The sequence below is a fragment of the Micromonospora sp. NPDC048905 genome, assembly GCF_040649655.1.
GTDB lineage: Bacteria > Actinomycetota > Actinomycetes > Mycobacteriales > Micromonosporaceae > Micromonospora.
The window spans coordinates 670,400-688,026 of record NZ_JBEZFV010000001.1; the positions used below are offsets into that span (position 1 = coordinate 670,400).

A 17,627-nucleotide genomic window follows, 5' to 3' on the forward strand; every position below is an offset into this window, starting at 1 on the left:
GGGGCGGAAAACAACCATCCCGATCGCTACACTCGCCGCAACGCCGGCACCGCCCGTGGACCTCGACCTGCGCCAATCCCCGACGAATGGAGACGCCTGTGACCCTCGACAAGGCGGCACCCCCCGGCATCGACCCCAACATTCCCAGCGTGGCCCGGGTCTATGACTTCTTCCTGGGCGGCAAGGACAATTTCGAGGTCGACCGCAAGGTCGCCGAGCACGCCCTGCGGATAACGCCGGACGGGCCGGCAGCCGGCCAGGCGAACCGTGCCTTCCTGCGTCGGGTGATTCGCTTCCTGGTCGCCGAGGCGGGCATCGACCAGTTCCTCGACATCGGATCGGGACTGCCCACCCAGGGCAACGTGCACGAGGTCGCCACCGAGCAGAACCCGAAGGCTCAGGTGGTGTATGTGGACAATGATCCCATCGTCCTGACCCATGGCCGGGCACTGCTCGCCGCGGAGGGCACCGCGACGGTGATCCAGGCGGACGCTCGCGCACCGCAGGAGATCCTCAACCATCCGGACGTACGTCGGGCCCTCGATTTTGACCGGCCGATCGGGCTGCTGCTGTTCGCGATCCTGCACCACCTCGGCGACGACGAGGATCCGCGAGCGGTGGCGGCGGCATTGATCGACGCGCTGCCCTCCGGCAGCTACGTGGCGATCTCGCACTTCCGCGACCCGGGCGACCGAGACCCCGAGGGCTCCCGCAAGGCCCGCGAGGTCGAGCGGGTCTTCAACGAGTCGCTGGGCACCGGCCGCTGGCGTACCGACGAGGAGATCCTCTCGTTCGCCGACGGACTCACGGTCCTGGAACCAGGACTGGTGCCGCTGGCCGAGTGGCGTCCAGATCCGGGTGCCCCCGCTCCCCAGCAGACCGACACCTATCACACGTTTGTCGGGCTCCTGGCCCGCAAGCCGTAGGCACCGATCCGGGGAGGTCCGTCGGCGGGAGCGCGCTCCGCCGGCGGACACACCGCCCTGCTTCCTGTCCACGACTCGTCCGCTGCTTGGAAACGCGACAGCCGACCAGCGCGAAGCCGGCCAGATAGTTCGTCAGCGCGCGCGAATGCCCCAACTCGTGGTGTGCGGCAACCGTCTCCCGACGTTAACTACGCCCACGCGGGCCTCGAGCTCCGGAGCCCCGACGGTAAGACGTTCCACTTCGCCGGGGAGGACAATCCCGACGAGGCCGTCGATGAGATCGCCGATCTGATTATCGACCTGCGACAGTTGATGATCGAAGACGACAGCGAGCCGTGGTACGGGTTCTCCATGACCGCACAGCGTGACGGCACCTTCACGGCCGACTTCTCGTACGAGCCTCCAACCGACTGATCAGCGCGGTTGTCGAAGGTATTGTCACCGGCATGTCGCTACCTGATCTGGTGCCGATTGCCCACGAACCGGGTTACCGCACCGACAGGGTGGGGCGGTACGCCGAGGGTCAGTTCTACGCGGGGATACACGGCGCCCATCGCGACGACGACCACGCGTCGGATCCGGACCGGGAACGGATCCGCTGGTACGCCTACCTGCACCTGTTCGACGCCGAGGGCCGCCACCGCCGGTCCGACATCTCGCTCGTGGCCACCGCTCCGTACCTTCGAGGCGAGCTTGGCGACCAGGCCGAGGCCCACGTGGAGGGCCTGCTCGATCAGCTACCGGATCGACAGTACGGCGACATCGCCATCCAGCTGTTTCGTGTGGTCCAGGACGGCGTCACGTTCGGTCTGATCGACGAGTCTGACGCTGAGCGAGGCGACAGGGCCGAGTTGTACCCGGACCGCCTCGGGTTCACCGAACCGTGGGACGGGCTCTACAGCACCTGATCGCAGCCGCTCCACACAGGACCGGTCGAGCGGCCGACGGCACGATCGATGCGGCCGGAGGGGATATCGGCTGACGGGACCGGCTGTCGTGGCCCATGCTGTGGGCGTGATCGTCATCCAGCGGGTACGGGTGCGATGGAGCGCGGCCGGGCGCGGCGCCCCACAGGCCAACGCCCGTCGGGGACTCGACCGCCCGGTGATACTTCCTGCGCCGCTGCCAGCAGGCGATGTGGTGGTCCACGACGTCCTGGCCGATGAGGCCGCCAGCTACTCGCTTCGCGGCGACGTACTGAGCGGTGGCGTGAGCATCGCCCGCGACCTGGCCCTGTGGCTCGCCTTCGAGGGCTCGGCGGTCACCGTCGAGCGTCTGCCCGGCAGCGCGGCGTTTCCCCGGACGGGAGTGTCGACCCGCCTGTTCACCCTCGCCCCGGGGCAGGTTGGCCGGTACCGGGCCAATTTCCGGCTCATCGGGTGCGAGTGCGACCCGAGCTGGTACTACGAGGACTGGATAGTCCACGTCAGCAACGGCAGTGCCACAGGCGACCGGTTTCTGCGCGGCGATCCGGACTGCGTCGTCGACAACCGTGTCCACCTCTATGGTGGCCTCGCCCCGCGAGCCAAACGCTAGCGAGATGGTCATGAGCGCGCAGGACGTGGTGGGCGTGCTCGAGTCGGCCCCGGGAGCAATGCGAGCCCTACCCGTCGACCGTGGACGCGATATCGCACTGACCCGAGACGGCGACGTGCGGCTGGAGATCTGAACACCCTCGTCGGTACTGGCTTCGGTGGGTACGACATGAGTCAGGCCTGCTCGTCCTGCGGGATGCGTACGGTGAAGGTGGTGCCCTCACCCGGCACCGAGCTCACCTCGGCCGTCCCACCGTGCGCCTCGGCGATCGCCGCGACGATGGCAAGGCCGATGCCAGAGCCCTCCCGCTGCCGGCCGCGCGAGGTCGCGCTGCGGTAGAAGCGTTCGAAGACCCGTCGGCTGTCCTCCTCGGTCAGGCCCGGGCCGTCGTCGGCCACCTCGATCACCGCGGTGCGGTTCGAGGTGGAGAGCCGGATCTCGGCGGCGGTCCCCGGCGGAGTGTGCCGGCGTACGTTGGACAACAGGTTGGCCAGCAACTGCCGCAAGCGCAACTCGTCGCCGGAGACCACGAGCGAGCCCGGCGCCTGCACGCTCAGCGAGCGGCCGGGCGCGATGGCCCGGGCGTCCGCCGCTGCCTCGGTGACCAGATGGGTCAGATCCACCTGCTCCCGGTCCAGCGGGCGGCCCTCGTCCAGCTTCACCAGGACCAACAGTTCGTTGACCAGCTGGCCCATCCGCGTCGCCTCGGACTCGATGCGTCGCATCGCGACCTCGAGGTCTGCCGGCCGGGCACCGGCACCGTGCCGGAACAGCTCGGCATACCCGCGGATGGTCGCCACCGGGGTGTTGAGCTCGTGCGAGGCGTCGGCGACGAACCGGCGCAGCCGCTCCTCCGAGGTCTGCCTCTCCTTGAAGGCGGTCTGGATCTGCACCAGCATCGCGTTGAGCGCCGCGCTGAGCCGCCCGATCTCGGTGTTCGGCCGGCCCGGGCGCACCCGACGGTCCAGGTGCCCGGCGCCGATGTCTGCGGCCACCTCGGCGATCCGTTCCAGCGGGCGGGTGCCCAGGCCGATCAGCCACCAGGCGATCAGCACCATGGTGGCCAGGATGACCGCCGTGGCGGCCGCCTGGGTACGGATGAGCTGGCGGTTCGCCACGTCGTAGTCGGTGAGCGGCAGACCGACCTGCAGGATCGCCCGCCTGTCGGGCAGCCAGCCGGACCGCACCCGCCACTGGTTCGGCTGCTGATCTGTCAGCGTGACGGTCGCGTACACCGCGCCGTCCGGTGTGCTCGTGCTGGGATCCTTCGGCTGCAGCCGGATCGCGGGCGCCTGCCCGCCCGGATTCTGCAGGTCCAGCATCGGGGTCCCGTCCGGGGACAGGATCCGCAGAAGCACGAACGGCTGACCGCCCGCGCTGGCCAGTCGGTCGCTGCCGGTGCCGGACGGGCTCAGCCCGGTGCCGTTGTTCATCTGCGTCACGACCGCCGCGCTCAGCTGATCGAGCTGGGTGTCGGTGCGGGTGACCAGGAAATACCGCAGCGCGGCCAAGGTGGCCAGTGCGGCCACGCTCATTCCGGCCGCCAGGAGCACCGCGACCAGGACGATGAGCCGGCCCCGCAGGCTCATCCCGCTCACTCGGCCGGCAGTCGCAGCGTGTAGCCGACCCGGGGAATGGTCTGGATCAGCGGCGGATCGAACTGGTCGATCTTGCGGCGTAGGTAGCTGATGTACGTCGAGACCACGCCGTGGTTGCCGCCGAAGTCGTACTCCCACACCTGGTCGACTATCTGCTGCTTGGACATCACTCGGCCGGCGTTCTGCACCAGATAGCGCAGCAGGTTGAACTCGGTGGGGCTCAGGTCGATCACCACGTTCTGCCGGCGCACCACGTGCGCCTCCTGGTCGATCACCAGGTCGGCGTAGCGCAACCCGCCGGTTTCCTCCCGCGGTGGCGCGGGCGCGGCCAGTTGCGACCGGCGCAGGATCGCCCGTGCCCGGGCGACCAGTTCGTCCAGGCTGAACGGCTTGGTGAGGTAGTCGTCACCGCCGACGCTCAGCCCCTCGACCTTGTCGGCGACCGCCCGCCGCGCGGTCAGGAAGATCACCGGAGCGAGGACGCCCTTCTCCCGTAGCCGCCGGCACAGGTCGATGCCGGAGCCGTCGGGAAGCAGCACGTCCAGGATGATCAGATCGGGCCGCTCCCGCGCCACGGTGGCCTCCGCCTCTGCGCAGTCCCCGGCCGTGGTCGAGGCGAAACCCGCGTAACGCAGCGCGGAAGCGACCAGGTCCGCCAGGAAGAGTTCGTCATCGACGACCAGGACCCGTGGTGGGGTGTCACTGGTCGCGGAGCCGTCGGCCGTCCGATCCGGCGTCACCACAACTCGTCTCCCTGAGCGGTTCAATGCTCGCAGCGCTGGCCCGACCCATTCTGCCCGTGCCGTGCGTCTCCGGGACCCTGCGCCGTTGTGAGTTCGCCGGGAAAACCGTGTGAAAAAAATGAGGATGACGTACGGCTGTCCCCGGTTCCGCGCATCCTCGTCCGCACCCGCCGTCCGGGCCGCCCCAAACTCGCGCAGAACCTGAAAGGCCAGCACACGGCCGCTTCAACTCCGCGTGATCGGCTGAATCACGCACCGGCAGACGACGTGGTGGCCGGCCGAGGGGTTGGAAAGGACGAGACTGATGTACGCGAAATTGGCACGAGGCGTGGTCCGTAACCCATGGCGGACGATCACTGCCTGGCTGGTCGTCGCGACAATCGTCGGGTTCTTCGGACCGGGTCTGTCCGCCAGCGGTGATCAGGCCGACTTCCTGCCATCCCACTACGAGTCCGTCCAGGCCGGCAAGGTGCAGGAGACGGCCTTCGCGGAGAGCGGGGGCGGCAGCGCCGCGACGTTCGTGGTGCGGCGCCACGACGGCGCCGCGCTGACCAGCGCCGATCAGCAGCTCGTCGAGCAGGTCGCCGGACAGCTTCGGGACAAGGCGATCCCGCACGTGACCGAGGTGCAGGCCAGCGAGGCGACGGTGTCGGAGAACGGCCTCGTCCAACTCCTCCAGGTCACCGTCGACGGCCCACAGAGCGATCCCGGCACCGAGGAGGCCGGGCGGGCGCTGCGGGCCGCCGCCGGGCCGTTGTTCGAGGACACCGACCTGAAGGCGGGCATGACCGGTGACGTCGGCATCGTGATCGACGCGCAGGACGCCTTCGCCTCGGCCGAGCAGGTCATCGCCCTTGCCACGGTCGTCCTGATCATCGTGCTACAGCTGCTGATCTTCCGGAGCCCGGTTGCCGCCCTGCTTCCCATGGTGACCATCGGTGTCCTGGTCTTCGTCTCGGTGAAGCTGATCGGCATCGCCCAGCGGATCTTCGACCTGACCGCGGAGCAGTCGGTCACGGTCTGGGTGACCGTCGTACTGTTCGGCGTCGGCACCGACTACATCCTCTTCCTGCTCTTCCGATACCGCGAACAGTTGCGCACCGGCGAGCACCCGCGTACGGCGCTGATCCACGCGACCGCCCGGGTGGCCAAGGTGATCACCTCAGCCGGCGCGGCGATCGTGATCGCGTTCAGCAGCCTGGCGTTCTCCTCGTTCGGCTCGTTCAAGGCGCAGGGTCCGGCTCTGGCCATCGCGGTCGCCGCCACGGTGGCCACCGCGCTCACCCTGATCCCGGCAATCGTCTCGCTGCTCGGACCGAAGGTATTTTGGCCTTCCAAGAGCTGGCAGCGGCAGCCGCGGGCGCGGGCGTCGGCCAAACTCAGCGACCTGATCGTGCACCGTGCCGGCGTGCTGGCCGCCGCCGCGGTCGTCGTCCTCGCACTGCTCTCCCTGGGCACGCTGCGCTTCCAGGCCAGCTACGACTACAACGCCGGTCTCCCGCAGGACACCGAGTCGGCGATCGCCCTGCGGGACCTGCAGCGCGGCTTCCCGGTCGGCGCCCTCAACCCGACCTCCGTGCTGCTGGTCAGCGACACCGGGCAGCCGCTGGACGAGGCAGGCGTGAACAGCTTCCGGTCGCGGCTGTCCGGCCTCGACGGGGTCGGCCAGGCCGGCCCCGCGGGCTACAGCTCGGACCGCACCGTCGCCACGATCAGCATGCTGCTCGACCACGACTCCGGCAGCCCCGAGGCGGTGGACACGGTCGCGGACACGCTGCGGCCGACCGCGCACCATGCGGCCCCGGCCGGCACCCACGCCCTGGTGGGCGGCCCGACCGCGACCTTCGCCGACATCCGCAGCGCGGTCAACCAGGACTACTCGCTGGTCTTCCCGCTCGCCGCCGGGCTCACCGCGCTCGTTCTGCTCGCCCTGCTGCGCAGCATCGTCGCCGCGACACTGCTGATGGTCCTGGTCGGGCTCAGCTATCTGGCCACGCTCGGCGCGTCGGTGTTCGTGATGCAGGACGGGCTGGGCAAGGCCGGGATCATCTTCAACGTCCCCATCTTCATGTACCTGTTCGTGGTCGCCATCGGCACCGACTACAACATTCTGATGGTGGACCGGCTGCGCGAGGAGACGCGCGAGGGCCGCGACCCCGGCGAGGCCGCACGCCTGGCCATCCGGCACACCGGCCCGACGGCGGTGGCCGCGGCCGTCATCCTGGCCGGCACGTTCTCCTCGCTCATGCTCGCCGGTGTCGCCCTGCTCGCCGAGATGGGCTTCGCGGTCGCCGCCGGCATCCTGATCTCCGCACTGCTGGTGTCGTCGCTGCTGGTGCCGACGCTTACGGTGCTGATGGGCCGCGGGTTCTGGTGGCCCGCCCGGCTCACCCCGGCCGGGCGTACGCAGCCGATGGCCGGCTCCGACCCGGACGGCCCGGCCCCGCCGGCCGCCGACCGGCCGGCAGTGAAGACCGCCGTGGACTCCGGGGAAACCTGGGACCACCGATGATCGAGCTTTCGCACCTGACGGCCGAGCTCGATCAGATGGTAAGGCCGAGTTACTACCGGGCTCTGGTGACGGGAGGATCTGTCCACGCGGACTTCACCGACCACCTCGTCGACGGATTCTTCGGCCGCCGGCCCTCGATGCCACCCACCTGACGCCAGCGACAGCTCTCTGTCCACAGCGGATGGCATTCGAGGCCGTGACCGGGATCGAACCGGCGTGTGCGGTTTTGCAGACCGCCCCCTCACCACTCGGGCACACGACCAGGCAGAAGCACCCGCGGAGGGAATCGAACCCCCGACACCCAGCTCCGGAAGCTGGTGCTCTGTCCCCTGAGCTACACGGGCAAGCGTGGGAGTGGAGAGATTCGAACTCCCTGAGCGCGAACGCACCGGGGTTACAGCCCGGCCCACCTCATCATCGGTGGCGCACTCCCTTGGGGTGACTGGCGGGGCTCGAACCCGCGAACCTCCCGGGCCACAACCGGGCGCTCTACCACTGAGCTACAGCCACAACTGCGGCCCGAAGGCCAGTGCCCGCACCTGGGATCGAACCAGGGGCCTCCCGGGTGTGAACCGGGCGCTCGTTCCGCTGAGCTACACGGGCTTGGCTCCCCTGCCTGGACTCGAACCAAGATCAGCCGGTTAACAGCCGGCCGCTCTACCTTTGAGCTACAGGGGAATGGGCAGCGCGGACGGGACTCGAACCCGCACGTGTCCCGGGTGAAAGCCGGGCGACTCTTCCAATTCGTCCACCGCGCCAGGTGGTGTGCGTGCCCCGAGCTGGGATCGAACCAGCGGCCCCCGGTTTGTCGAACCGGTGCTCTCCCACTGAGCTACCAGGGCGCGAGTTGGGGGCTGGTCGCGGAGTGTGTGCCGCGCTTACGCCTGGCACTCTCTGTGCCAGGGCCAACCCGAACGGACAGGACCGTTGGGAGCGGGACCGGGATTCGAACCCGGGAACCTCTGGGTTATGAGCCCAGATTATGATGAAGGACATGGAGACTGACACCTGCCGAACATGCGGTGAGACCAAACCGCTCGATATGTTCATGAAGGACGGGAGCAGGCCAACTGGCCGGCGGCACAAATGTAAAGCTTGTGCCGCAAAGTATTACCAATCTTGGCAAAGCCGAAACCCGGAGCGGGCGGCCCAGTTGCGTCGCGAGGCAGTCCGTCGCTACTCCCAACGGGTCGGCTGGCGAAAGCGTCGCTACGGGCTTAACGATGACGACTTCGAAGCCCACCTCATGGCGCAGGGCGACGCCTGTGCCATCTGCCAGAGGCCATTTGAACAAATCTGCACCGATCACATTAAGGGGACCAAGTTCGTTCGTGGCTTGCTCTGCCACGACTGCAACCGGGCGATCGGACTTCTTCGTGACAACCCGGAGGTCATCGAACGGGCAGCCGTTTACGTGCGTGAGCGAGTGCCCGGGTGGCAACTGCCGGAGGTTGGTGGCGGGGGCGGGATTTGAACCACGCGATCTCCGGCTTATGAGGCCGGCGAGGACGACCGAACTCCTCTACCCCGCAAGTGGGCCGCCGGGGACTCGAACCCCGAACCTACTGATTAAAAGTCAGCAGCTCTACGCCATTGAGCTAGCGGCCCGTGTGGTGCCCCGCACTGGATTCGAACCAGCGACACGCAGTTTAGGAAACTGCTGCTCTTTCCCCTGAGCTAGCGGGGCGAAGTGGTACGCCGTGCAGGGATCGAACCTGCGACATTCCGATTAAGAGTCGGAAGCTCTACCAACTGAGCTAACGGCGCATGGCGGAAGGTTGACGAGTCGAACGCGAGGGCTTGCACCCCCCTCCGGTTTTCAAGACCGGCTGGCCCCCACGGGCCGGAACCCTCCATGAGTCGGGTACGAGGGAATTGAACCCCCGGCCTCCGCGTCCCGAACGCGGCGCTCTCCCAAGCTGAGCTAGTACCCGTTGAGTCGGGACGGCCGGATTCGAACCGACGGCCTCCGGCCCCCAGCCGGATGCGCTACCAAACTGCGCCACGTCCCGAAAGAGCCCCCGACTGGAATCGAACCAGCGACTCCGACGTCCGTAGCGTCGCGCTCTATCCACTGAGCTACGGCGGCATGTTGTGCGTGCCGCGAGGGAAGCCGGCCGGTACGCCGGGTTCTGTCCCACCCCGGCGGCCCGGTGGTGGGGGCGACCACCCATCTCGGCCTACCGTCGCCGGCAGGCTCTAGCGGCCAACCCGCACGCATCAGGCGGGCCGCCCGCGTGCTTTCGCCGGGTTCCCGTTAGGAACCACCCTGCCCTGCGGAGCCCGGACGTTCCTCGGCGAGCTGGTGGCTCGACGCGGTCGCCTGGCTGGCATTCTCGCTGCGTGCCGACGGCTGGATTTGAACCAGCGGCCCCCGACTTATCAGGTCGGTGCTCTTACCGGGCTGAGCTACGACGGCTTGGCGAAGGGTGAGGGATTCGAACTCCCGGCGGTGTGACCCGCTCCGCGTTAGCAACGCGGCGCCATCGACCAGACTCGGCCAACCCTTCATGTGCGCTGACGACGGGACTTGAACCCGCGGCCTTCCGGCTGACAACCGGATGCTCTCGCCACTGAGCTACGCCAGCATGGTCCCGGCCGATGGCCGGGAGAGTGGAGTCGGACGGAATCGAACCGACGGCCTTCGCGGTGCGAATGCGACGCTCTACCAACTGAGCTACGACCCCAAGACCCGGGCGGATTCGAACCGCACCTCCCCGTTGTCGCGGGGCGGTGGCACCCATCCACCTTCCGGGCAGTCCCGGTCACCGCGCCGCGTCCGCACGGTGTTGCCGGGTTCCGCGTTCGCCCTCGACACCGCCCCGCCGGGCCGTGCTTGGCTGGGCCGCGGCGGGCCTGTCGTGCGCTCGGGGAGAGTCGAACTCCCATGCCTTTCGGCACACGGGTCTGAGCCGTGCGTGTCTACCAAGTTCCACCACGAGCGCGTGATGTGCGTGCCGACGCCCGGTGTCGAACCGGGGGCCTGCCGGTTATGAGCCGGCCGCTCTACCACCTGAGCTACGTCGGCGAGAGGAGAGCCAGCGGCGGGAGTCGAACCCGCTTCCTCACCCTTACGAGGGGTGCGCTCTGCCTGGTGAGCTTCGCTGGCGTGGAGCCGGCGACCGGAATCGAACCGGCCCGCTCGCGCTTACAAGGCGCGTGCTCTACCAACTGAGCTACGCCGGCTTGGTGCCCTCGACAGGATTCGAACCTGCCCTGTACGGCCCCTCAGACCGTCGCCTCTACCGCTGGGCTACGAGGGCGGGCTCTACACGTGGAACGCACCGTACTTTCGATCAAGTGTCAGCGACCTTGCGCCGCCGGTGGTGCCTGGAGCGGCTGACCCGGATCGAACGGGCGACCTCGACGTTGGCAACGTCGCGCTCTACCAGCTGAGCTACAACCGCGTGAAGCCGCCGGCCGGAGTCGAACCGGCGACCTGCTCCCTACCATGGAGCTGCTCTACCGACTGAGCTACGACGGCGTGGTGTGCTGCGTACCCCGAGCGGGATTCGAACCCGCACTGTGCGCGTTTTGAATGCGCTGCCTCCTACCGGTTGGGCTACCGGGGCAGGCCTCCGCAGAGCTGCGGCATCGACCCTTTGATCATCCGTCGAGCGGCAGTCGAAGTTCGGATCTGCGACCCCCACGACGACCGTCCGCTGGTCGATTGCGAGCTCCGGGAGCAGGAATCGAACCTGCGTCTGTACCGGGATCCAAAGTCCCGTCGCCCCTGCCAGCAGAGCATCCCGGAACGGTTGAGCGGCCGGCGGGCACCGACCCCGCTTCTTCGGTTTGGAAGACCGACGTGTCCGCCGAGTTCACCACGACCGCCTGGCATTTCCTTGCGTAGGCCGTACGGGGCTCGAACCCGTAACCTCCTGGCTGAGAACCAGGTGAGCTGCCACCTTGCTCCAACGGCCCATCGAGCTACTCCCGTGCGCCACCGGTTACGTCCGGAGGGCACGGATGCGTGGAGTAGAAGGGATTCGAACCCTCGACCTCCGGTCTGCCGAACCGGCGCTCTCCCAGCTGAGCTACAACCCCATGTGTCCGGGACCGGGGTGTCGAACCCCGTGTCTCTCGCTCCCAAAGCGAGCGGGTCAGCCGTCTCCCTCGTCCCGGAGGTAGTGCCCCCGGCCGGCCCAGACAGGCGCCGGCCGGGGTCTTGCTCATGCCATCCACTGTGGAGTTGAGAATCTGCGACGCCGCCGGCCGCAGCCGTGACGAAAAGCAGGGGCGGCAGGACTCGAACCTGCAACCTTCGGTTTTGGAGACCGGCGCTCTACCAGTTGAGCTACGCCCCTGTGACGTTGTTCCGGTAACGAAAAAGCCGCCCTATCCCGGTCGGGGTGGGCGGCTTCGCAGCTTGCGCTGGCGCTATTCGCGCCGCCACCCCGGCTTCCAATTTTGCTCACTCGCGCACAGATCGTGGGCTCGCCCGATCGAGGGCAGCACGACACCGCCGCGCGGCGTGAACCGCGTGGTTTCGGTGGAGGCGTACTGCATCACGGGGAACTCCTTGGTGTGGTCGGGACTGCCTTGCTCATTCAAGGTAGGCGCTGTGCCGATCGAATGGCAACGGATATTCCGAGCCGTCTTCGTGTGACTGGCCGCTGGCGATCAAGGCGGGTGACCCGCTGAACCCGATCACTCGGCAAGGTCGACGTGATCAGCACCGTTGTCGAAGACCACATCGCAGGTCGTGTGCGGCAGGTGCTTCGCCCGATAGGCAAGCTCCGAACGTTCCCACACATCCCACAGAGCAGAGTCATAGATCCCCCGCCGCAGGTCCCGCTGTTTGGCCCTCTCCCGGGCCGCCTCCATCGGCGCGTCGACCCAGATCCGAAGGTCGTAGTAGCGCCACAGCTCACCGAGGTACGCGGACACGCCCTCCACGATCAGGTACCGCACCGCCGGGACCCGTACCTGCCTACCCGGGCCGCCCTCTAGCCCCGTCAGCGTCCGATACTCCGTGAGCTCTCCGCGCCACGCCGGCTCCAACACACGACGGACGAACTCCGCGCGATCGAAGTCGCTCTTGTCCTCGTCGCTGATTACGCCCTCGACGAGGAACTCATCCAGGTGCACCAGATGGGTACGGCCCAGCGCGTGGGCGAGCCGTCGAGCGAACACCGTCTTGCCGGCTCCCCCGAACCCCTCCACCCCCACCAGCGTCGGCCGGCCCACCGACGCAATACCGCTGGCCAGGGCCACGATCGCCGTCAGGTCCAGCCGCGCCGCGGCGCCCGCACCGCGCTCCGCCCGATCCGAAGCGGGCACCTCAGCCGTCACCACGACCACACCCCTTCGGACGACAGTGGCCTACCCGCGAGAGACAAACCACATCGAATCATCCCAAGGCTTGAAGGCGGGCGCGCCACGCTCAGCGGGCACGGGCAAGCCGTCCGGTACGGATCAACGCGGAGAGACTGTTGGTCGGACCCGGTCGACTGCCGTCAACCGGCTCCGACCGACCAGGCCGGCGTCCAGGCCCGGAGCCGGTGGCTCCGGGCCTGGTCAGCGTGCTGGGGCGCGCTGGGCCGGTACGTGTCGCCGGTCAGGGGCTGGTGCAGGAGAGGCCGCCGGGCGCCGTGTTGCTGCCGCCGTTGACCAGGAAACCGAAGGTGGTCGAGGCGTTCGCGCCGAGAGACCTGTTGTATTCGGCGTTACGGACGCTGACCGCCCCACTGGTGCCGGTGTTGATGCCGCTCCAGACGTTGGCGATGGTCTGCCCGCTGGCCAGCGTAAGCCGTACGGTCCAGCCGTTGAGGGTGGTGGAGCCGTTGTTGGCCACGGTGACCTCGCCCTGGAAGCCACCGTTCCAGCTGTTGACCATGCGGTACGTCGCGGTGCAGGCACCGGGCGGCGGCGTGGTCGGTGGCGCGGTCGTCGGCGGCGCAGTCGTCGGCGGAGCGGTCGTCGGCGGCGCAGTCGTCGGCGGAGCCGTGGTCGGCGGAGCGGTCGTCGGTGGGGTCCCCGGCACGGTGGTGGAGGCGGCGTTGAGAGCGTTGAGGACGGCGGTGTACGCCGCCTTGGGGTTGCTGTTGCGGTCGAAGAGCAGCGGGTTCTCGTTGCCGCGCCAGGAGTCGCTGTCCCGAATGCCCCACGTCGTGATGCCGACGCAGCGGGGGACGTTCATGCAGGCCTGGGTCAGGCCCTGGTACTGACTGGTCGAGGCGTTGGTGACGTCGGCCTCGGTCAACGCCACGTCGACCCCGAGGGCGGCGAAGCTGGACAGCGTCTGCTGGAAGTTGCCCGGCAGCGAACTGCCACCGGTGAAGTGGGTCTGGAGGCCCACGCAGTCCACCGGGACGCCCCGGGACTTGAAGTCCCTGATCATGTTGTAGACGCCCTGCGTCTTGGCGTACGTCCAGTTCTCGATGTTGTAGTCGTTGTAGCACAGCTTCACGCTCGGGTCGGCGGCGCGCGCGGTCCGGAACGCCACCTCGATCCAGTCGTTCCCGGTGGACTGCAGGTTCGACGACCGCCGGCTGCCGTTCTCGGCGAAGGCCTCGTTCACCACGTCCCAGGCGTAGAACTTGCCCTTGTAGTGGGCCATGACGCCGTTGATGTGGTCGATCATCGCGGTCCGCAGGGCGCTGCCGCTGAGACTTCCCCAGAACCTCGGCTGCTGAGCGTGCCAGGCCAGGGTGTGACCACGGAATCGCATGCCCTGCTGGGTCGCCCAGTTGTAGATCGCGTCACCGCGGCGGAAGTCGAACTGACCCGGGTTGGGCTGGGTCGCGTCGGGCTTCATCTCGTTGACGGCCGTCATCATGTCGAACTCGCGGTTCGCGATGGTCAGGAAGCCGGAGTCGGTGAGACGGTCCGCCCCCATGGCGGCGCCGAAGTACCGGCCGCTGCGCTCGGCGGCAGCTTGCAGGGTGGTCCCGGGCGGTCCGCTGAGGTCGGCGCGGGCGAAGGTCGCCAGGGCCATCGAGGACACGGTGATCGCGATGGCGCAGGCTCCGCCCAGAAGCAGCCTGGCGGCACCCCTGGTACGGCGTTTCGGTTGAGCGGGTACGTCGTTCATCGGTGCCTTCTCCTCGGAGTTCTGACTGGTCCGTTACCGATGCGAGGCGCGGAATCGACGATCGCCGAGGGTCGACGAACGGAGCACCGCACTCGCCGCGGGGACCAGCACGCAGCAGGTGACGCCGAGCCGGCGTCAACCCGGCCGCGCCCGAAACGGATGCCACCGCCGGCTGCCCGGTCCGTCCGGTGGATGGCGAGACTCCGCGCCGTACGCCCGTGCGGAGTGACTGCCCTGCCCCGATGTTATATCGAATTGATTCGATTCGCCTGCCGCCGGCCCGGCGCGATGGCGAGGCTGAGCCGCGACGGCTGGGCTCGATCTCGGGTCACTCCTCCGGGGCGATCAGCCGGTCGTCGGTGGCGTCGCGGACCGTGATCGCCTCGACCGGGCACGAGTTGGCCGCGTCGAGGATGACCTCGGCCGGGGTGGCGACGTCGGCCAGCGGCGCGGACCGGCCGTCGACCAGGCGGAAGTGCTCGGGCGCGGTGCCGGCGCAGATGCTCGTGCCGATACAGCGGTGCGAGTCCACCCCGATCCGCCATGCGGCACTCACCAGGCCACCGGCATGCCGAGCAGGCCCCGCACCAGCATGCCCCGCTTCCACTCCAGCTCGGCTTCCGGGACGGCGAGACGCAATCCGGGCAGGCGAGTCACGAGGGTGGCGACGACGACCTGCAACTCCATGCGGGCCAACTGCGCGCCGACACAGTGGTGTACGCCGTGCCCGAAGCCCAGGTGCGGGTGCTGCTCGCGGTCGAGATCCAGCCGGTCCGGGTCGGCAAAGACGGTACCGTCCCGATTCGCCGACGACAGTGAGCCGAGGACCGGCTCACCCGCCCGGACCAGCACCCCGCCGACCTCGACGTCCTCTTTGGCGTACCGGGCGAAGGAGGCGCCGACGCCGAGCGGTACGTACCGCAGCAGTTCCTCCACCGCGGCCGGCACCAGCGACGGATCGGTCCGCAGCCGAGCGAGCTGGTCCGGATTGTGCAGCAGGACGTAGACGAAGTTGGGGATCTGGGTCACCGTGGTCTCGTGGCCGGCCGCGAGCAGCCCTCCGGCCAGCTCCACCAGCTCGGTCTCGCTGAGCCGATCCTGATTCTCGTCGCGGGCCTGCACCAACGCGCCGAGCAGGTCGTCGATCCCCGGCTCGCGGCGGCGCTCGGCGACCAGAGCGCCCATGTAGCCCCAGAGATTGTTCAGGTACTCCTGGATCGTTTCCACGGGCAGGGACGTGGTCGAGACGATCGCCTCGGACCACATGTGGAAGCGGTCGCGGTCGGCGTACGGGACCCCGAGCAGCTCGCAGATCACCTGGATCGGCAGCGGTGTGGCGACGTGCTCCACCAGGTCGGCTGGAGGACCGAGCCGCACCATGTCGTCGACGAGTGCGTCGGCGATCTCCTGGGTCCGGGGGCGCAGCGCCTCTACCCGACGCGCGGTGAACGCCTTCGCGACCAGCCGGCGCAGCCGGGTGTGATCGGGCGGGTCCATGGTCAGCATGCCGCTGGACTGCTGGCGCGACGTGAGCCTGGGCTCGTCACGCTGAACGGCCGGGGCGCGGCCGAACCGCACGTCGCCGAGGACCGTACGGACGTCCTCGTACCGGGTGGCGAGCCACGCCTCCTCCCCGTAGGGAAGCTGCACCCGGGTCATCGGCTCGTTCTCGCGCAACTCGCCATAGGTCGGATCGACGACGAGGCGGTCGGGCACACTGAACGGGTACGGCCGCGCGGGCGGAACGGCTCGGCTTCCGATGGTCTGCGCACTGTCCGTCATCCGGATGTCCTTCGTCGAGACGGCGTGATCCTCAGGTCGGCACCACGTTCGAGGCGGCGCCGGATTGCGAGCGTCCAGGGCCTTGCGAACAGCACGCATCAACGCTCAGTGACTCATCGATATCGGATCGTAGCGGCAGATGTCGATGATCGCCATGGAGGTCGGTCCGCGCCCACCCCGAACGCTCGTCCGTGACTGGATGCGACAGCTGGCCTCGCCGGTCGCCCCGGGCAGCGGTGGAAGGTACGCACAGCCAGGCCGCAGCAACAGCGACCTCCATCGATGTTGCAATCATGGACTCAGATGTGCTGGAATGGCTCATATCGCCGCAGCACGGGGGCAACCGTGCTGAGAACGGCCAGCACGGGAGCACCGCAGGGCCAGCGATGCGTCACTGTGACAGACGCTCGCACGCCCCACCGCCGGGCCATCGCCCTGAGGACGAGCATCGTGCCGGGCAGACGTTTCTCGCCCGCCGCATGCATCCCCGGCCACCGTCCACGACGGCCGACGCGCTCGACGCCTGACGCGCCCGGGTGCAGCCACCGCTCGCACCCCACGTCCAAGAGGGCGGCGGCTTCCACCTCCGCGGAGATGGCCGCTGGCACGACGTGGCGGCCGGGGGCCGACCACGCCGGACTGCCGAGCAGGGTACGTGGACACGGCAAAGATCCGACGATCCGGGACAGCTCGCTCCACATCCACCCATACATAGATCAGCATTGATATTTGAGTGGATAGATGCAACAGTGGCCTTGGGAGCGTTCCCACACTGATGTTTCGTACCGAGGAACGGAGGATGAACAGTGCGTTTACACAAGCCCGATCAATCCGGCGGACGACCCCGGTCAACCGTCCGTCGATCCCTCCAGGCGCTCGTCCTGATGTTCGCGATGGTGATCGGTACGCTGCCCTGGACCGGCGCTGCTCAGGCACACGGGACCGTCATCAATCCGGCGACTCGCGCGTACCAGTGCTGGAAGGCCTGGGGCAGCCAGCACATGAACCCGGCCATGCAGCAGCAGGACCCGATGTGCTGGCAGGCGTTCCAGGCCAACCCGGACACCATGTGGAACTGGATGAGCCAGCTGCGCGACGGTCTCGGCGGCCAGTACCAGGCCAAAACCCCGGATGGGCAACTGTGCAGCAACGGCCTCTCCAGGAACAACGCCGTGAACCAGCCCGGGGCGTGGAAGACGACCCCCGTCAGCCGCAACCTCACGGTCCAGATGTACGACCAGGCCAGCCACGGTGCTGACTACTTCCAGGTCTACGTCACCAAGCAGGGGTTCAACCCGGCCACCCAACGGCTCGGGTGGGGCAACCTCGACCTGATCACGACGACCGGGCGATACGCGCCAGCGCAGAACATCTCGTTCAACGTGTCGCTCCCCGCACGCAGCGGGAACCAGATCCTGTTCGTGCTCTGGAGGGCGTCACACCTGGACCAGACCTACATGTGGTGCAGCGACATCACCATCTCCTGATCGGCAG

14 protein-coding genes and 33 tRNA genes are annotated in these 17,627 nt (G+C 68.2%); 8 read left to right on the plus strand and 39 right to left on the minus strand.

The window, feature by feature from the left end:
• The first annotated feature begins 98 nt into the window (after positions 1 to 98).
• The 5 genes from AB0C01_RS02985 (at position 99) to AB0C01_RS03005 (ending at position 2,595) form a co-directional block, all read left to right on the plus strand.
• Positions 99 to 926 (plus strand): SAM-dependent methyltransferase, encoded by an 828-nt coding sequence (locus AB0C01_RS02985; protein ID WP_357254466.1) that lies wholly within the window; start codon positions 99 to 101, stop codon positions 924 to 926.
• A 162-nt stretch (positions 927 to 1,088) separates the two neighbouring features.
• On the plus strand, positions 1,089 to 1,340 hold the full coding sequence (locus tag AB0C01_RS02990; protein ID WP_357570075.1) for an immunity protein YezG family protein: 252 nt from the start codon (positions 1,089 to 1,091) through the stop codon (positions 1,338 to 1,340).
• Positions 1,341 to 1,372: 32 nt separating this feature from the next.
• Positions 1,373 to 1,834: a hypothetical protein gene (locus AB0C01_RS02995; RefSeq protein ID WP_357570076.1), complete on the plus strand. Its 462-nt coding sequence runs from the start codon at positions 1,373 to 1,375 to the stop codon at positions 1,832 to 1,834.
• Between the two features lie 106 nt (positions 1,835 to 1,940).
• Positions 1,941 to 2,462, plus strand: a complete 522-nt coding sequence (locus AB0C01_RS03000) for a hypothetical protein (protein ID WP_357570077.1) — start codon at positions 1,941 to 1,943, stop codon at positions 2,460 to 2,462.
• Positions 2,463 to 2,472: 10 nt separating this feature from the next.
• Entirely contained in the window at positions 2,473 to 2,595 is a 123-nt protein-coding gene (locus AB0C01_RS03005; RefSeq protein WP_357570078.1) for a hypothetical protein, read from the plus strand.
• Between the two features lie 40 nt (positions 2,596 to 2,635).
• Here the strand turns inward: AB0C01_RS03005 and AB0C01_RS03010 are convergent, their stop codons facing one another.
• Together AB0C01_RS03010 and AB0C01_RS03015 are read right to left on the minus strand one after the other, a co-directional pair.
• Complete coding sequence (locus AB0C01_RS03010; protein ID WP_357570079.1) at positions 2,636 to 4,051, minus strand: HAMP domain-containing sensor histidine kinase; 1,416 nt, start codon at positions 4,049 to 4,051, stop codon at positions 2,636 to 2,638.
• Positions 4,052 to 4,056: 5 nt separating this feature from the next.
• Positions 4,057 to 4,803, minus strand: coding sequence for a response regulator transcription factor (locus tag AB0C01_RS03015; protein ID WP_357254476.1), 747 nt, complete (start codon positions 4,801 to 4,803; stop codon positions 4,057 to 4,059).
• Between the two features lie 304 nt (positions 4,804 to 5,107).
• On the opposite strand from AB0C01_RS03015, the gene AB0C01_RS03020 reads away from it, so the two are divergent.
• The gene (locus tag AB0C01_RS03020) at positions 5,108 to 7,315 is read left to right on the plus strand and encodes an MMPL family transporter (RefSeq protein WP_357570080.1); all 2,208 of its coding nucleotides are present in this window, start codon (positions 5,108 to 5,110) and stop codon (positions 7,313 to 7,315) included.
• A gap of 191 nt (positions 7,316 to 7,506) precedes the next feature.
• Here AB0C01_RS03020 and AB0C01_RS03025 read toward each other — a convergent pair.
• The 8 genes from AB0C01_RS03025 to AB0C01_RS03060 form a co-directional block, all read right to left on the minus strand.
• Positions 7,507 to 7,577 (minus strand) — tRNA-Cys (locus AB0C01_RS03025).
• A gap of 9 nt (positions 7,578 to 7,586) precedes the next feature.
• Positions 7,587 to 7,659, minus strand: a tRNA-Arg gene (locus tag AB0C01_RS03030).
• A gap of 5 nt (positions 7,660 to 7,664) precedes the next feature.
• A tRNA-Tyr gene (locus tag AB0C01_RS03035) sits at positions 7,665 to 7,748 on the minus strand.
• A 1-nt stretch (position 7,749) separates the two neighbouring features.
• Positions 7,750 to 7,825 (minus strand) — tRNA-His (locus AB0C01_RS03040).
• 20 nt (positions 7,826 to 7,845) lie between these two features.
• Positions 7,846 to 7,918 (minus strand) — tRNA-Val (locus AB0C01_RS03045).
• A gap of 1 nt (position 7,919) precedes the next feature.
• Positions 7,920 to 7,993, minus strand: a tRNA-Asn gene (locus AB0C01_RS03050).
• 5 nt (positions 7,994 to 7,998) lie between these two features.
• Positions 7,999 to 8,073, minus strand: a tRNA-Glu gene (locus AB0C01_RS03055).
• Between the two features lie 12 nt (positions 8,074 to 8,085).
• Positions 8,086 to 8,157: transfer RNA gene (locus AB0C01_RS03060), tRNA-Val, on the minus strand.
• Positions 8,158 to 8,309: 152 nt separating this feature from the next.
• Between AB0C01_RS03060 and AB0C01_RS03065 the strand changes: the two genes are divergently transcribed.
• Positions 8,310 to 8,789, plus strand: a complete 480-nt coding sequence (locus AB0C01_RS03065) for an endonuclease domain-containing protein (protein WP_357254479.1) — start codon at positions 8,310 to 8,312, stop codon at positions 8,787 to 8,789.
• Here the strand turns inward: AB0C01_RS03065 and AB0C01_RS03070 are convergent.
• The 29 genes from AB0C01_RS03070 to AB0C01_RS03210 all read right to left on the minus strand — a co-directional run bounded on the left by AB0C01_RS03070 (position 8,768) and on the right by AB0C01_RS03210 (position 16,133).
• Positions 8,768 to 8,847, minus strand: a tRNA-Met gene (locus AB0C01_RS03070). The two genes, AB0C01_RS03065 and AB0C01_RS03070, sit on opposite strands and share 22 nt — an antisense overlap.
• A 2-nt stretch (positions 8,848 to 8,849) precedes the next feature.
• A tRNA-Lys gene (locus tag AB0C01_RS03075) sits at positions 8,850 to 8,923 on the minus strand.
• Between the two features lie 3 nt (positions 8,924 to 8,926).
• Positions 8,927 to 9,002, minus strand: a tRNA-Arg gene (locus tag AB0C01_RS03080).
• Positions 9,003 to 9,006: 4 nt separating this feature from the next.
• A tRNA-Lys gene (locus tag AB0C01_RS03085) sits at positions 9,007 to 9,082 on the minus strand.
• A 1-nt stretch (position 9,083) separates the two neighbouring features.
• A tRNA-OTHER gene (locus AB0C01_RS03090) sits at positions 9,084 to 9,170 on the minus strand.
• Between the two features lie 5 nt (positions 9,171 to 9,175).
• Positions 9,176 to 9,249: transfer RNA gene (locus AB0C01_RS03095), tRNA-Pro, on the minus strand.
• Between the two features lie 5 nt (positions 9,250 to 9,254).
• Positions 9,255 to 9,327 (minus strand) — tRNA-Pro (locus AB0C01_RS03100).
• A 4-nt stretch (positions 9,328 to 9,331) separates the two neighbouring features.
• A tRNA-Arg gene (locus AB0C01_RS03105) sits at positions 9,332 to 9,404 on the minus strand.
• A gap of 255 nt (positions 9,405 to 9,659) precedes the next feature.
• Positions 9,660 to 9,734, minus strand: a tRNA-Ile gene (locus AB0C01_RS03110).
• Between the two features lies 1 nt (position 9,735).
• Positions 9,736 to 9,825, minus strand: a tRNA-Ser gene (locus AB0C01_RS03115).
• Between the two features lie 5 nt (positions 9,826 to 9,830).
• Positions 9,831 to 9,903, minus strand: a tRNA-Asp gene (locus AB0C01_RS03120).
• Between the two features lie 26 nt (positions 9,904 to 9,929).
• A tRNA-Ala gene (locus AB0C01_RS03125) sits at positions 9,930 to 10,002 on the minus strand.
• Positions 10,003 to 10,177: 175 nt separating this feature from the next.
• Positions 10,178 to 10,260: transfer RNA gene (locus AB0C01_RS03130), tRNA-Leu, on the minus strand.
• A 10-nt stretch (positions 10,261 to 10,270) separates the two neighbouring features.
• Positions 10,271 to 10,343 (minus strand) — tRNA-Met (locus tag AB0C01_RS03135).
• An 8-nt stretch (positions 10,344 to 10,351) separates the two neighbouring features.
• Positions 10,352 to 10,424: transfer RNA gene (locus AB0C01_RS03140), tRNA-Thr, on the minus strand.
• 1 nt (position 10,425) lies between these two features.
• Positions 10,426 to 10,501 (minus strand) — tRNA-Thr (locus tag AB0C01_RS03145).
• Position 10,502: 1 nt separating this feature from the next.
• Positions 10,503 to 10,578 (minus strand) — tRNA-Leu (locus tag AB0C01_RS03150).
• Between the two features lie 68 nt (positions 10,579 to 10,646).
• Positions 10,647 to 10,722, minus strand: a tRNA-Gly gene (locus tag AB0C01_RS03155).
• Between the two features lie 4 nt (positions 10,723 to 10,726).
• A tRNA-Thr gene (locus AB0C01_RS03160) sits at positions 10,727 to 10,799 on the minus strand.
• 13 nt (positions 10,800 to 10,812) lie between these two features.
• Positions 10,813 to 10,887, minus strand: a tRNA-Leu gene (locus AB0C01_RS03165).
• Positions 10,888 to 10,992: 105 nt separating this feature from the next.
• Positions 10,993 to 11,069: transfer RNA gene (locus tag AB0C01_RS03170), tRNA-Gln, on the minus strand.
• Positions 11,070 to 11,076: 7 nt separating this feature from the next.
• Positions 11,077 to 11,149 (minus strand) — tRNA-Gly (locus AB0C01_RS03175).
• Between the two features lie 16 nt (positions 11,150 to 11,165).
• A tRNA-Glu gene (locus tag AB0C01_RS03180) sits at positions 11,166 to 11,239 on the minus strand.
• Positions 11,240 to 11,289: 50 nt separating this feature from the next.
• Positions 11,290 to 11,362, minus strand: a tRNA-Ala gene (locus AB0C01_RS03185).
• 187 nt (positions 11,363 to 11,549) lie between these two features.
• Positions 11,550 to 11,622, minus strand: a tRNA-Trp gene (locus AB0C01_RS03190).
• A gap of 343 nt (positions 11,623 to 11,965) precedes the next feature.
• Entirely contained in the window at positions 11,966 to 12,613 is a 648-nt protein-coding gene (locus AB0C01_RS03195; protein WP_357570081.1) for a hypothetical protein, read from the minus strand.
• 262 nt (positions 12,614 to 12,875) lie between these two features.
• Positions 12,876 to 14,351, minus strand: a complete 1,476-nt coding sequence (locus AB0C01_RS03200; protein ID WP_357570082.1) for an endo-1,4-beta-xylanase — start codon at positions 14,349 to 14,351, stop codon at positions 12,876 to 12,878.
• Positions 14,352 to 14,679: 328 nt separating this feature from the next.
• Positions 14,680 to 14,907, minus strand: a complete 228-nt coding sequence (locus AB0C01_RS03205) for a ferredoxin (protein ID WP_357254485.1) — start codon at positions 14,905 to 14,907, stop codon at positions 14,680 to 14,682.
• The gene (locus AB0C01_RS03210; RefSeq protein ID WP_357570083.1) at positions 14,904 to 16,133 is read right to left on the minus strand and encodes a cytochrome P450; all 1,230 of its coding nucleotides are present in this window, start codon (positions 16,131 to 16,133) and stop codon (positions 14,904 to 14,906) included. The genes AB0C01_RS03205 and AB0C01_RS03210 overlap by 4 nt, the downstream gene beginning before the upstream one ends.
• 893 nt (positions 16,134 to 17,026) lie before the next feature.
• On the opposite strand from AB0C01_RS03210, the gene AB0C01_RS03215 reads away from it, so the two are divergent.
• A complete protein-coding gene (locus tag AB0C01_RS03215) occupies positions 17,027 to 17,620 on the plus strand; it encodes a lytic polysaccharide monooxygenase (RefSeq protein ID WP_357376961.1) in 594 nt (197 codons plus the stop codon).
• Positions 17,621 to 17,627 lie beyond the last annotated feature (7 nt).

What these genes read in the sequence shown, in the direction of transcription:
- AB0C01_RS02995 (WP_357570076.1), top strand. Translation starts at nt 1,373, where the DNA reads ATGTCGCTACCTGATCTGGTGCCGATTGCCCACGAACCGGGTTACCGC.
- AB0C01_RS03005 (WP_357570078.1), top strand. Translation starts at nt 2,473, where the DNA reads ATGAGCGCGCAGGACGTGGTGGGCGTGCTCGAGTCGGCCCCGGGAGCA.
- AB0C01_RS03010 (WP_357570079.1), bottom strand. Translation starts at nt 4,051, where the DNA reads ATGAGCCTGCGGGGCCGGCTCATCGTCCTGGTCGCGGTGCTCCTGGCG.
- AB0C01_RS03020 (WP_357570080.1), top strand. Translation starts at nt 5,108, where the DNA reads ATGTACGCGAAATTGGCACGAGGCGTGGTCCGTAACCCATGGCGGACG.
- AB0C01_RS03065 (WP_357254479.1), top strand. Translation starts at nt 8,310, where the DNA reads ATGGAGACTGACACCTGCCGAACATGCGGTGAGACCAAACCGCTCGAT.
- AB0C01_RS03200 (WP_357570082.1), bottom strand. Translation starts at nt 14,351, where the DNA reads ATGAACGACGTACCCGCTCAACCGAAACGCCGTACCAGGGGTGCCGCC.
- AB0C01_RS03210 (WP_357570083.1), bottom strand. Translation starts at nt 16,133, where the DNA reads ATGACGGACAGTGCGCAGACCATCGGAAGCCGAGCCGTTCCGCCCGCG.
- AB0C01_RS03215 (WP_357376961.1), top strand. Translation starts at nt 17,027, where the DNA reads ATGGTGATCGGTACGCTGCCCTGGACCGGCGCTGCTCAGGCACACGGG.